Annotated in this window: 12 protein-coding genes and 1 tRNA gene; 8 read left to right on the forward strand and 5 right to left on the reverse strand. The window is 64.9% G+C overall.

What is annotated here, in order from left to right:
* Window positions 1-101: 101 nt before the first annotated feature.
* The 3 genes from AC4HIX_RS11070 to AC4HIX_RS11080 all read right to left on the reverse strand — a co-directional run bounded on the left by AC4HIX_RS11070 (window position 102) and on the right by AC4HIX_RS11080 (window position 4,642).
* Window positions 102-2,114: a capsule polysaccharide biogenesis protein gene (locus AC4HIX_RS11070; RefSeq protein WP_490399027.1), complete on the reverse strand. Its 2,013-nt coding sequence runs from the start codon at window positions 2,112-2,114 to the stop codon at window positions 102-104.
* A 6-nt stretch (window positions 2,115-2,120) separates the two neighbouring features.
* Window positions 2,121-3,254 carry a polysaccharide biosynthesis/export family protein gene (locus AC4HIX_RS11075; RefSeq protein WP_490399028.1) on the reverse strand — a complete coding sequence of 378 codons (1,134 nt, stop codon included), beginning with the start codon at window positions 3,252-3,254 and terminating at the stop codon, window positions 2,121-2,123.
* Window positions 3,255-3,349: 95 nt separating this feature from the next.
* The gene (locus AC4HIX_RS11080; RefSeq protein WP_490399029.1) at window positions 3,350-4,642 is read right to left on the reverse strand and encodes a capsule polysaccharide biogenesis protein; all 1,293 of its coding nucleotides are present in this window, start codon (window positions 4,640-4,642) and stop codon (window positions 3,350-3,352) included.
* Window positions 4,643-4,806: 164 nt separating this feature from the next.
* Here AC4HIX_RS11080 and AC4HIX_RS11085 point away from each other — a divergent pair, with 164 nt between their 5' ends.
* Window positions 4,807-5,394, forward strand: coding sequence for a riboflavin synthase (locus tag AC4HIX_RS11085; RefSeq protein WP_490399030.1), 588 nt, complete (start codon window positions 4,807-4,809; stop codon window positions 5,392-5,394).
* A gap of 165 nt (window positions 5,395-5,559) precedes the next feature.
* On the opposite strand, the gene AC4HIX_RS11090 is transcribed toward AC4HIX_RS11085, so the two are convergent.
* A complete protein-coding gene (locus AC4HIX_RS11090; protein ID WP_490399031.1) occupies window positions 5,560-6,612 on the reverse strand; it encodes a proline racemase family protein in 1,053 nt (350 codons plus the stop codon).
* A 194-nt stretch (window positions 6,613-6,806) separates the two neighbouring features.
* Here AC4HIX_RS11090 and ribB point away from each other — a divergent pair, with 194 nt between their 5' ends.
* The 5 genes from ribB to AC4HIX_RS11115 all read left to right on the forward strand — a co-directional run bounded on the left by ribB (window position 6,807) and on the right by AC4HIX_RS11115 (window position 10,307).
* Window positions 6,807-7,934, forward strand: a complete 1,128-nt coding sequence (gene ribB / locus AC4HIX_RS11095; RefSeq protein WP_490399032.1) for a 3,4-dihydroxy-2-butanone-4-phosphate synthase — start codon at window positions 6,807-6,809, stop codon at window positions 7,932-7,934.
* Window position 7,935: 1 nt separating this feature from the next.
* Window positions 7,936-8,487: a 6,7-dimethyl-8-ribityllumazine synthase gene (locus AC4HIX_RS11100; protein WP_475046633.1), complete on the forward strand. Its 552-nt coding sequence runs from the start codon at window positions 7,936-7,938 to the stop codon at window positions 8,485-8,487.
* Window positions 8,484-8,966, forward strand: coding sequence for a transcription antitermination factor NusB (nusB, locus tag AC4HIX_RS11105; RefSeq protein ID WP_475046631.1), 483 nt, complete (start codon window positions 8,484-8,486; stop codon window positions 8,964-8,966). Before AC4HIX_RS11100 ends, nusB begins: the two co-directional genes overlap by 4 nt.
* A gap of 171 nt (window positions 8,967-9,137) precedes the next feature.
* Complete coding sequence (locus tag AC4HIX_RS11110; RefSeq protein WP_490399033.1) at window positions 9,138-9,467, forward strand: hypothetical protein; 330 nt, start codon at window positions 9,138-9,140, stop codon at window positions 9,465-9,467.
* A gap of 357 nt (window positions 9,468-9,824) precedes the next feature.
* A complete protein-coding gene (locus tag AC4HIX_RS11115; RefSeq protein WP_490399034.1) occupies window positions 9,825-10,307 on the forward strand; it encodes an MmcB family DNA repair protein in 483 nt (160 codons plus the stop codon).
* Between the two features lie 236 nt (window positions 10,308-10,543).
* On the opposite strand, the gene AC4HIX_RS11120 is transcribed toward AC4HIX_RS11115, so the two are convergent.
* Entirely contained in the window at window positions 10,544-10,729 is a 186-nt protein-coding gene (locus tag AC4HIX_RS11120; protein ID WP_421054530.1) for a DUF6324 family protein, read from the reverse strand.
* A gap of 35 nt (window positions 10,730-10,764) precedes the next feature.
* Here AC4HIX_RS11120 and AC4HIX_RS11125 point away from each other — a divergent pair, with 35 nt between their 5' ends.
* Both AC4HIX_RS11125 and AC4HIX_RS11130 read left to right on the forward strand, forming a co-directional pair.
* The gene (locus AC4HIX_RS11125; protein ID WP_490399035.1) at window positions 10,765-11,316 is read left to right on the forward strand and encodes a GNAT family N-acetyltransferase; all 552 of its coding nucleotides are present in this window, start codon (window positions 10,765-10,767) and stop codon (window positions 11,314-11,316) included.
* Between the two features lie 185 nt (window positions 11,317-11,501).
* Window positions 11,502-11,578, forward strand: a tRNA-His gene (locus AC4HIX_RS11130).
* Window positions 11,579-11,922: the final 344 nt, after the last annotated feature.

Raw genomic sequence — 11,922 nt, forward strand, 5'->3', positions numbered from 1 at the left:
GCCTTGCGCCGGGCCACGCCCAAGGCCGCCAAGGACGCGCTGGCGCCAGCCAGGGCGTCCCGCGGGCGCGGGAGCTTCACCCGCGCGGATCGGTGCTACGGTCAGCGCCAGAGGCGGGTGTACGTTGTAAACAGCCCCTGCAGCTTGGACAGAAGGCGGTTGCCGAGGCCCGGGTGCGGCAGGCGCCCTTGGCGCAGGCGCAACACTGCCACTTCCGGCGGGCAGGGCTGGCCGGTCACCGGGTCGAAATAGCGCGGATAGTCGATCAGCGCCGCATGGGCGAGACCCAAGAGCGGCACCTGCGCCTGGCGCCAGGACGGCACCGGGGCCAGGTCCGTGGTTAGCCCCCAGCCAGCATAAAACGGTGTCCCCAGCGTCGTGACCTTCACCCCGCGCAGCAGCGCCTCGAAACCCAGGAGGGAAGTCATAGTCCAGACCTCCTGCACTTGGCCTAGCAGGGCCATGGGGTCGGCCTGCGCAGCAACAACGTCCGCAAGGCCTTTTGCGTCCACCCCGCCTTTGCGCAGCCCGGCCTCCACATCCGGGTGCGGCTTGTAGATGATGACGGCTTCGGGGTTGGCCTCGCGCGCGGCGCGCAGCAGCTCCAGGTTGGTCCGCACCTGCCCGCCGCCGCACAGGATCGAGGCGTCATCCTCCACCTGGCCCGGCACCAGGATCCGGCGGCCCTCAGGCAGGGCAGGGGCGGCGCCGCCAAGGTTGTACTTCGACACGCCGTCGCGGATCAGCGACTGTACCAGGCGATCAGCCCGCAGCTCCTCCGCCTGGGTCATTTCCACCCGGCGGGCAATCAGCGCGTCCAAGTCAGAGGGGGTGCGCGGATCGTAGTATATCCCACCCCGGTCGGTCACCAGTGACAGGGGCGGCACCAATTCGGCGCCCAGCCCGCGCGAGCGCAAGAAGCCGTCCTCGACGCGCACCGCGCCACTGTGCGCGTCTGTGGCCTTTCCGGCCCAGACCATCCAGTTCCGGCCGCTGGCCTGCGCCTTGGCCGCGTCCCCGGTGAACAGTACCTTCTTTTCCACGCCAAAGAACTTTTGCAGCGGTTTGCGTTTCCACATCCTCATACCGCAGGCGGCCCAGCCCTTACGGTCCTGCCGCCAGGCGCGGACACGCGCCTCCAGATTGTCCAGCACCGTCTCCAGCGGGCACAGCTCATCCCGGAACGGGTCGTACCATTTCGGATAAAGGATCATTGCAGCAGCAAACAGCTGCGCCCGTGTCAGCTGCCGCTGCCGCCGTGCGGGCGGCGCGTCGTCTATGCTCAGCCCCCATCCCGCATAAAACGGCTGGCCAAAGACCCGCGGCTTGTGGCCTGCCAGGATTGCCTCGAATCCCAGCTGGGAGGAGACCGTATAGACCCCTACAGCCCCTTCCAGCAGCGCCCAGGGAGAGACGCTGCCGGTAAACAACTCGACCCGGCCCTGCGCATCCCCGGCATCGAAATAGCCCGCCCGGTAGCCGCGCAGCGTCTCCGGGTGGGTCTTGATCAGCACCCGCGCGCCGGGGTGCTCCTCCTGGGCAAAGGCCAGCATTTCAAGGAACCGGGCCCGGTCCGCACGCGAGGCTTTGACCGAGGCATCATCCCGCGCCTGATCCGCCACCAGCACATAGCCGGGTTCCGGCACCGGGTTTTCGGGGTCAAAGGCGTTGTACTTGCTGAGGTGTGCGGCTTTGAGACGGGCAACCGCATCACGCGCCCGGCGCATCAGATGGGCATCATCCAGCGGGTGGCTGGCCAGGAGCTGCTCCAAGTCCGACGGCACGCCGGCATCGAAGTGCACTCCTGCCCGGTCCAGCAGCAGCCCCGCCGGCGGCTCCCCCGCGCGGCCGGGGTGGATTGAGCGCAGAAAGGCGTCCTCCACCCGCAGCAGCCCGCAGCCGCGGCGCTCGGCGACTGCAAGGCCCCGGTGCGCCGTGGGGGAGGCACCCCAGATACCGATCAGATCCTCCGGCCGCGGCAGGCCCAGCCGGATATCATACCCGGACAGCTGCAAAATCCGCCGTACCCGCCGCTGGGTCAGAAAACCGCCGTTGAAAACAAAAAGCCGGGACGCGTCGCTCCCGGCTTTTTGCTGGCCTGTGTTCAGGCGCATGGAGGTTTAGCCATCCAGCGCAGTGGAGACGCTCGACAGCGAGCCCACCGGGGTCAACAGGACCGAGATGGTCTTGGTCCACTGCGTGTAGGGCGCTTCGGTGACATAAAGCGTGTCATCGTCGCGGATCACGAAGTCGCGGGCGACAAAAAGCCCATTCGGCTGGGTCAGGTCCAGCACATAAACCATGCGCTGGGCACCGATCAGGTCATCGCGGCCCAGCACCTGGTTGGCGATCTCGGACGGCTCGTTGCGCAGCACGAACACGCCAGTGGGGTCCGAGGCGTTGGAGATCAGCCCGCCGACCTGGGCAATCGCTTCCAGCGCTGACAAGTCCTGGCTTTCAAACGGCACCCGCGCCTGGGCGGAGGTTGCACCAAGGGCGGTGAAGGAGCGGGTGTCTTCCTCAACCAGGATTCGGTCGCCGCCGCGCAGGGCGACATCCAGCTGCGGATTGTCGAACAGGTCCTGGAACCAGATCTTGCCCTTCTCCTGGCCGCGGATCACGGTGACCTGGGCGATCTCCGGCTGGATTGTCACCCCGCCGGCCTGGGCCAGCATGGCGGACAGGGTCCGGGTCGGGCGTTCGATCGGGTAGACGCCCTGAGCACCGACAGAGCCGGTCAGGCTGACGGTGGCGCCATCACCGGCCAGGCGGCGCACCTGCACCTGCGGGTCAGGAGTCTGGTCTTCCAGCTTCCGGGTGATGGTCTCGCGCAGCTGGTCCGGCGTGTTGCCGGAGGCGCGCAGACGGCCTGCGTAAGGCACAAAGATATAGCCCGCGCTGTCCACCTGCACCTCTTCGAGCACGGTGGAGTTGGTGGCTTCTGCCGCCAGCAGCCCGTCATCGACGTTTTCCCAGACGGTGAGACCCAGCACATCGCCGGGGCGGATGGTGTCGGAGGTCAGCCTGCCCGCGGAGGTGAAGCCGGAGGAAAAGCCAAGGGCAGGCACCACGGCGGTGGCGCGGGCGACCCGGTCGTTGACGGAGACGATAAAGGCATCGCCTTCCCGCTGCACGGACCCGGCGAAGATCTGGCGCTTGTTGGGGCCGACTTTGGGCAGGCCGCAAGAGGCCGCCAGCGTCAAGGCCGCCAGCATGGCCACCGGACGCGCCCAGCGAAGGGGAACGGATTTCACTGCTCGGTCTCCTCGACCAATTATTGTTTGCCTCAAGTTTTACCGGCAACCTAACCGGGCAGCAGGGAAAAATCCAGTCTTTGGGCAATTCTGCGTCAGGTCACCAGGCGCAACTGTTGCCGCGGTGCCGCTGTGCCCAGGCGCAGCGCGTCATAGGGGTCTTCGTCCGCCAGCATCATATCGGCCACCTGGCGCAGCAGCTGGCGGCGCCCCTCGCGGGAATAAAACCCGCCGGGCACCTGCGACGTTTCCAGCAAAAAGCGGCGGTAATCCTTGTAGGCGCGGCTGTCGGGGCGGCAGGCGGCGGCAAAGAATTCTGCCAGCGGTTGCTGCGAGACAAACTCCGGCTTGCCATAAACCGCGCGTCCGAACACCCGCAGCGGGATGCCGCGCCACAGCACCTGCTGGCCGGCGGTAGAGTTGACGGTCACCGCGGTGCGCGCCTCGTTCAAGAGCTGCGCCAGCTTGCCGCCGCGCACATAATGGACCCGGCCGGCGATGCCATGCTCCCGCGCCAGCCGCCGCAGCGTGCGGCGCACCTGGGCGCGGCCATCTTCCAGCGGATGCGCCTTGATCACTAGGTGGTGGTGGCGCGGGGCGCCTGCGGCGAAGCCGCCGATCACTTCCTCCAGGAAATCCCGCATGCTGCTGAACGGGGAGTGCATCTGGAACGAGCTGTCATGTTCCAGCTGCAGCAGTGCCAGATGGTAGGGAAAACCGCCGTTGCGGATGCGCAGCTCCGCCAGCCGCCGCTCCAGCGCCTGGGTAGGCATCAGCAGCAGGCGTTTGAGATAGAGCTGGAATTCCTTGGTCACCGGCAGCGACCGGTGCGGGCGGAAATTGCGGTACCTGCGGTTCCAGAACATGACGAACCAGTGGTACAGCGCACCATAGAAGACATGCTGGCGCATGTCGCCCCAGTGCGCAGGCGGCAGCGGCGCCTCCATGTCCGACAGCGCCAGCGCTTCCTGCATCTCGGGGACCGTCATGTCCATCAGCCGGGAATGGCCATTGGCGCCGCCGCGCTCGTAGGTCACCCAATAGGGGCGCAGATAGCCTTCTTCGAACACATGCACGGTGAGGCCGCGCTGCCGTGCCGCCGCCACTGCTGCTGCGTGAATGGGGCGGGTGTCGCCATAGAGCACAATGTCGGTGACGGACCGGCTGTCCAGCAGCCCGGCCAGCACCTCCGGCCATTCCTGCTGGCTGCCGGTGAAAGGAATGTAGCTGTCCCTGCCGCGCCAGAACGCCTGGTCGCCGGCATTGAACCCCACCCGCGCCACCTCGCAGCCTGCAGCCCGCAGCATCTTGCCAAGCGCGGCAAAAAACGGCCCGTGCGGGCCCTGCAGGAACAGGAAGCTTCGGTGTGTCGCAGGATGGTTGGGCATCACGGGGTGCAAAACTCGAAATACAAGAATAAGGACCGGCTAACATTTGAGTGCGGCGAAACTATGGCCTCAGCAGGGGGGAACGCAAGCCGGGGCTTGTGAAGACCGCGCGGCTTGGCTACCTCTGCCGCAGGATAAACATTGCACCGGCGGGGAGCGTACCCATGTTCACAGGCATTATCACTGACGTAGGCACCATCGCCGAACTGGAGCAGCAGGGCGACCTGCGCGCGCGGATCCGCACAGCCTATGACACGGCCACCATCGACATCGGCGCTTCAATCGCGTCCGATGGTGTCTGCCTGACCGTGATAGCGCTGGGCGATGACTGGTACGACGTGCAGGTCTCGGCGGAAACTGTCTCCAAGACCAATCTCGGCGCCTGGGCCGTAGGCAAGCGGGTGAACCTGGAGCGCGCGTTGAAAGTGGGCGACGAGCTGGGCGGCCATATTGTGTCCGGCCATGTGGACGGCGTCGCCGAAGTGGTGGCCATGACGGACGAGGGCGACAGCACCCGCGTCACCCTGCGTGCACCGGAGGCGCTGGCGCGCTTCATCGCCCCCAAGGGGTCAGTAGCGCTGAACGGCACTTCGCTGACGGTGAACGATGTGGATGGCTGCGACTTCGGCATCAACTTCATCCCGCACACCAAGGACGTCACCACCTGGGGCGATGTGAAGACCGGTGACCGCATCAACCTGGAAATCGACACCCTGGCCCGCTACGTCGCGCGCCTGCAGGAAGCCGGATAAGCGCGCCGGCCCTTTCATCTTTCCCGAAATACTCCGGGGTGAGGCCGCCAGGCCGAGGGGCAGCGCCCCTCAACCCCCTCTCGAAGAAGCGCTCCCGCCCCTTCTGCCTGCATCACAGATGCCGTCAAAAGAGTTGGGCCGGGCGCGCCGCTGCCGCGGCGCGCATCACCACATGTCGCCGACGGTGTAGCCTTCTGGGAACGGGTCGCTGGGATCCAGCGTGTAGCTGGAGAGGCCATAGATCCAGCCCTGGCCGGACAGGGTCGGGACAATTGCCTTGTATGGCCCCACCTGTGTCTCTTCGGCAATCCGCCCGGTGAAGGTGGTGCCCAGCGGCCCGGCATTCACATAGTCCTGCCCGACGCCCAGCAGCCCGCGCGCGTGCAGCACCGCCATCTTAGCGCAGGTGCCGGTGCCGCAGGGCGAGCGGTCGAGGATGCCGCTGGCGTCCTGCGGGCGCTCCGGGTTGAAGGGGCCGGTCGAAATGGTGATCGCACCGCGGCCGTGGGTTCCTTCGGCAACCGGCGCGCCCCAGAGGTTTGTGATGGTCGGGCCGGTGATCTCAGGATTGTCCGGATGCACCACCGGCAACTGCTCGGCGGCAGCGTGGCGGATCGCCTCGGATACGCGCACGATCTCCGCGCCGTGGTCCGCATCCAGCGAAACGCCCAGCCGATCAGCCTCGGCCAGCACAAAGAACATGCCGCCCCAGGCCACATCCACGGTAACGGTGCCGAGCCCCGCCACCTCCACCTGCGCATCCAGATGCACTGCAAAGGCGGGCACGTTCCGGAACGCCACCCGCGTTACCTTGCCCTCCCGGCACTCGGCCCGCACCCGGATCAAACCGGCCGGCGCCTCCAGCACCAGCTCCGTCACCGGCTCCATCATCGGCACGATGCCGGTCTCCAGCAGAACCGTCACCACGCAAATGGTGTTGGAGCCGGACATCGGCGGGTATTCGGTCTGCTCGAAGATGATGAAACCCGCATCGGCCTCCGGGTGGCAGGGCGGCACGATGGCATTGCCGCACAGGCCCGGATTGCCCCGCGGCTCGCGCAGCATCTGCAGGCGGATATCGTCATGGTTCGCCGCCATGTCCTGCATCTTCTCAAACACCGAATTGCCCCGCAGCAGGGGCATGCCGCCGGTGATCACCCGGCCCGGCTCGCCCTCTGCATGAGCCTCGACCGCCTGCAATATGCGGGATGCGCGCATGTCTGGTCCTCCCAACCCATTGATGCTTGATCCAGAGATTGGATCCAAAACAACTTGTGCACAGATGCACAGGGCGCGTCCAGACCCCTTGTTGCCGTTTGCGGGACTGGCATTTGCCGCCGGCCTGGGCTATCTGGCTGGGAAAGAACCCGCAGTGCCAGGCGTGCTGCCCACGCACATCGAAAGGCTGCCATATGAGCTTTGAAACACCGGGGCCGGTTGAGGCGCAACTGCGCGATGCCATCAGCCCGATTGAAGAGATCATCGAAGAGGCCCGCCAGGGCCGTATGTTCATCCTGGTCGACCACGAGGACCGCGAGAACGAAGGCGACCTGGTGATCCCGGCCCAGCACGCCGATGCCGCCGCGATCAACTTCATGGCCACCCACGGCCGCGGGCTGATCTGCCTGACGATGCCGGCCGAGCGGATTGAGGAACTGGGCCTGCCGATGATGGCGCTGCACAACTCCTCGCGCCACGAAACCGCCTTTACGGTCTCCATTGAAGCGCGCGAGGGCGTGTCCACCGGCATCTCCGCCGCGGACCGCGCCCTGACCGTGGCCACCGCCATCGACCCGGACAAGACCGCAGCCGACATCGCCACACCAGGCCATGTCTTTCCGCTGCGCGCACGCCGGGGCGGGGTGCTGGTCCGCGCAGGCCACACCGAGGCCGGCTGCGACGTCGCCCGCCTGGCAGGCCACTACCCGTCCTCCGTGATCTGCGAGATCATGAAGGAAGACGGCACCATGGCGCGTCTGCCCGACCTGGTGGATTACGCGCAAAAGCACGGGCTGAAAATCGGCACCATCTCCGACCTGATCACCTACCGCGCCCGCAACGACAACCTGGTGGTGGAAACCTCGCGCGAGACCGTGACCTCCGAAATCGGCGGCGAGTGGGAGATGCGCCTGTTCACCGACCAGACTCACGGCATTGAGCACGTGGTGATGATCAAGGGCGACATCACCACGCCGGAGCCGGTGCTGGTGCGCACCCACGCGCTGCATGAGGCGACCGACATCCTGGGGCTGGGCCCCAAGTCCGCCCGCCAGCTGCCCCGCGCGATGGAGATCATCGCCGAAGAGGGCCGTGGCGTGGTGACCCTGTTCCGCCAGCCGCGCAATGCTTTGTACGCTAATGAGGACGAGGGCCCGCGCACGGTGACCATCAAGCAGACCGGCATCGGCGCCCAGATCCTGTCGAGCCTGGGCCTGCATGAGCTGGTCCTGCTGACCGACTCGCCCTCGACCAAATACGTCGGGCTGGACGCCTATGGCCTGTCCATCACCGGCAGCCGCCCCATTCTGAAGGACGCTTGATATGGCTGGACATGAAACCCACTACACCCTGCCGCGCGCCGAGTTCGACAAGCCGGTGAAGCTGCTGATTGTTGTCGCGCCTTACTACAAGGATATCGCTGACAATCTGGTCGCCGGCGCAGCGGCCGAGATCGAAGCCGCGGGCGGCACCTTTGAAATCGTGGAAGTGCCCGGCGCCCTGGAAGTGCCGACTGCGATTGCGATTGCCGACCGCAGCTCGAACTTCGACGGCTATGTGGCGCTGGGCTGCGTGATCCGCGGCGAGACCACCCATTACGAGACGGTCTGCAACGACTCCAGCCGCGCGATCCAGCTGATGGGCCTGCAGGGCCTGTGCATCGGCAACGGCATCCTGACCGTGGAAAACCGCAAGCAAGCCGAGGTGCGCGCCGATACCGCCGATCAGAACAAAGGCGGCGGCGCTGCGGCTGCGGCCTTGCATCTGATCGCGCTCACGCGTAAGTGGGGCGCCCAGACCAAAGGCATCGGCTTCAAGGCACCCGCAGGGGCGTATCAGGTCGCCGGTACAGACAACGGATCCACCAGCGCATGAGCACCCAGGACAGCCGCCCCAAGGGCAACGGCAAGAATCAGATGAGATCGGCAGCGCGGCTTTACGCCGTGCAGGCGCTGTTCCAGATGGAACACAGCGGCCTCACCTTCGACAAGGTGATCGTCGAGTTCGAGGATCACCGGTTTGGTGCTGTCTATGAAGGTGACGAAATGGCGGAGGGCGATACCAAAGTCTTCCGCAATCTGGTGCGCGAAGCGGTGAACCATCAGGCGCGGATCGACCAGATGACCGACCGCGCCCTGGTGGCGAAATGGCCGATTGCCCGCATCGACCCGACCCTGCGGGCGCTGTTCCGCGCCGCAGGCGCCGAGCTGACCCAGTCCGATACTCCGCCCAAGGTGGTGATCAACGAATTTGTCGACATCGCCCGCGCCTTCTTTCCCGAAGGCAAGGAGCCGAAGTTCGTCAATGCCGTGCTCGACCACATGGCGCGTGAGGCCAAACCCGAAGCGTTCTGAGGCTGCCGGTCAGCGAACTGAAAAGAAAAGAAGCGCGCCGATGGGCGCGCTTTTTTGCGTTAGGGGCAGGCGCCGCGCAAGGGGTGCGACAAATTCCGCTCATCTCCTCCGGAACCGCTGGACGGCGCCGCAAAGGCTGATAACCTCACTTTGCAATTCTGGAGGACTCAGATGCCTGAACTGGTGAAGATGTATATCCGCAATGTTGTGATCGGCTTTGCAATCGCCGCGGCCTTTGTGGCAATGCTTCTGTGGTTCAATGTAATGAACCTCTGGTCGCTGGTCACCGCCTCGGATGCAGGAGTTCTGGCGGTGTTCCTGCTCTGGTTCATGCATGGCATCGTCTTTGCCGGCGTGCAGTTTGCCTGGGCCGTGATGGCGATGGCTGAGAAAGACAGCGGCCCCCGCCGCGGCACTCCGGTGGCGCTTGACTTCCAGCCGGTGAAAGTGCCCGCTGAAAAGCCGTCCCAGCGCCAGCAACAGCTGCGCACGCGCCGCTAAGCAAACCGACGCACAGGCGTTCTGCCCGCGCTTTCCCCTCCGGAAGGCGCGGTTTTCTTTTGCAGAGAGGGTGGTGGAAGCGGCGGGACCACCAATCAACCGTGCGGCTTTGATTCCCGAGGACCTGTATATACAGGTGGGCGCCAGGTAAACGGACCAGGATCCGAACAGAGCCAGCTCCCTCGGAATTGCTTAAGGCCACCGGAATGCTGCCTGTCACGAGAAGGGCAGAACCCGCCAAGGGCGTAAGTAAGCTGCCCGGTCCTTCGTTACAAGGGGGAGCGCGGCGCGGCTTCGCCATTTCCGGGCAAAACCGCGGGATTGCAATTTGTTCTCTAATTGTTCACATTCGCGTCCATGATTGAAGATCTGCAGCCCGGACAAAGACTGGCCCGCGGGGTGTCGCGCTATTTGCGCTCGCTTGGCTTCGCCCCGCTGGAGGAATTCGTCCCCGCCCGCGGCTTGCGGGTGGACGTGATGGCGCTGGGTCCCAAGGGGGAGCTTTGGGTTGTTGAGTGCAAATCCAGCCGCGCCGATTTCCAGGGGGATGGCAAGTGGGAAGGCTATCTGGAGTGGTGCGACCGCTATTTCTGGGCGGTGGACATGGAGTTTCCAACCGATCTGCTGCCGGATGGCTCCGGCCTGATCATAGCCGATCCCTATGATGCGGAGATCATCCGAATGGCGCCGGAGGATAAGGTGGCGCCGGCGCGCCGCAAGAAGCTGGTGCAGAAATTCGCCATGGACGCCGCCCGCCGCCTGCAATTCCTGCGCGATCCGGACCCTGGCAAGGACGGGCTGCTGCTGGGCGGGGCAGGGGGCGAAGAGCCGGGCGTGTGACTGCGAAAGGGGGCGCTCCCGCGCCTGCAGGTGCCCCGGCTGCGCCGGAACCCCTTGGCGGCCTTGGGCCCGGCAGCACGCTTTGCAAGCGCGCTGCGGATAGCGTCAGGAAGCACCCGGTCCGGCAATCCCAAGCGCGCCGGGATGCGGGACGGGCCAACCGTCCGGATTACAGGGCCGGGACAAGAGCCTGCGCGCCAGCCAGGAGGGGCGCACAATGGGTCAGGCAGGCAGGATCACTTGATGCTGCGCGCCGCCTGGGCAGCCGCGCGGATCTCGTCGGCAATTTCCTCGGCCTCTTCCGGATCAAAGTCCATCGGGATCTCGGTGCCGCCCGCCTCGATGAAGATCCGCACCATGCCCTGATCTGTGGGGCCGATTTGCAGGTTTGCCTCGATGTCGCGTTCGGTATTGATACTCATCTTGCGCTCCTAAGCCGGTCAGCGGATTGCAGCCGGTGCTAGCCCGCCGCACGCTGAAAGGCAAGCCGGGTTTGCGCTACACTCGGTCCATGACGGATGTGACCCTGCGCCGATTCGCCCCGACCGACATGCAATGGCTGGTAGCCCGCCACCAGGATCTCTACGCCCGCGAGGCCGGCTTTGATGAAACTTTCGGGCCGCTGGTTGCCGACATTCTGCACAGTTTCTGCGCGGGCCATGACCCGGGCTGCGAACGGGGCTGGATGGCGGAAAGCCGCGGCGAGCGGCTGGGCACAGTCTTTTGCATGAGGAAGGACGAGCAGACCGCGCAGCTGCGGCTGTTCCTGCTGACGCCCAAAGCGCGCGGCAAGGGGCTGGGCAAGCGGCTGTTGCGGGAATGCATGGCGTTTGCCCGCGCCGCAGGCTACCGCGGCATGATGCTGAAAACCCATGAAAGCCACCGCACCGCCTGCGCCTTGTACCGCGCCTTCGGCTGGCAGCTGCGCGGCAGCCGCCCGGTCCACAGCTATGGCCAAGATCTGGTGGAACAGACCTGGAAGCTGACTTTTGAGACCTCGGGCGCTTAACCAATGCGGTTCCAGGCAGAATTGGATTCGCTTGTAATAGCAAGCGCTTGTGGATAACTCCGCGGCCGCGCCTGCCGTTGGTCCGGCCCGCTGAACCTGTAACCGCGATGCCTGGGATTTCTGCGGCGGAAAGGCAAAAAAACCTCTTGCGTGCCTCTGGGACGTGCTATAAATGCCCCCTCAGTGCCGCCTTAGCTCAGTTGGTTAGAGCGCTGGATTGTGGATCCAGAGGTCCCCCGTTCAAGTCGGGGAGGCGGTACCATAAATCTCATTTAAAGTAAGTATTTACCGCTTCCAGAAATTCCCTGCACAGCAGCCTATTGCGTCGCGTAGCCAATGTGTAGCCATCGATGATCCGCCATCGTTGTGACATTTATAATCCGGACACTTTAGGCAGCTGCGCAAACACTCAGCTCGTTTCCGCGAGTTGCTCTAGCTGCGGCGAATCATTCAAATATTTGCATGCCTGAGGTTCGCAAAGACTTAGGTCTCAGTCGTCTCTTGGTCATTAGGGCACAAGTCCCCAGATAAACCGCTCACCCAGCAGTCTCAAAGCTAAAGTTCCAACTTTGAGAGTTGACCATCCAGCAGCCTGGCAAACAGGGA

This window comes from Leisingera sp. (genome assembly GCF_982940295.1).

Coding starts and splice junctions, on each gene's coding strand:
- AC4HIX_RS11085 (WP_490399030.1), top strand. CDS start 4,807: ATGTTCACAGGCATTATCACTGACGTAGGCACCATCGCCGAACTGGAG.
- AC4HIX_RS11100 (WP_475046633.1), top strand. CDS start 7,936: ATGGCTGGACATGAAACCCACTACACCCTGCCGCGCGCCGAGTTCGAC.
- AC4HIX_RS11080 (WP_490399029.1), bottom strand. CDS start 4,642: ATGCCCAACCATCCTGCGACACACCGAAGCTTCCTGTTCCTGCAGGGC.
- nusB (WP_475046631.1), top strand. CDS start 8,484: ATGAGCACCCAGGACAGCCGCCCCAAGGGCAACGGCAAGAATCAGATG.
- AC4HIX_RS11110 (WP_490399033.1), top strand. CDS start 9,138: ATGCCTGAACTGGTGAAGATGTATATCCGCAATGTTGTGATCGGCTTT.
- AC4HIX_RS11120 (WP_421054530.1), bottom strand. CDS start 10,729: ATGAGTATCAATACCGAACGCGACATCGAGGCAAACCTGCAAATCGGC.
- AC4HIX_RS11090 (WP_490399031.1), bottom strand. CDS start 6,612: ATGCGCGCATCCCGCATATTGCAGGCGGTCGAGGCTCATGCAGAGGGC.
- AC4HIX_RS11115 (WP_490399034.1), top strand. CDS start 9,825: ATGATTGAAGATCTGCAGCCCGGACAAAGACTGGCCCGCGGGGTGTCG.
- ribB (WP_490399032.1), top strand. CDS start 6,807: ATGAGCTTTGAAACACCGGGGCCGGTTGAGGCGCAACTGCGCGATGCC.
- AC4HIX_RS11070 (WP_490399027.1), bottom strand. CDS start 2,114: ATGCGCCTGAACACAGGCCAGCAAAAAGCCGGGAGCGACGCGTCCCGG.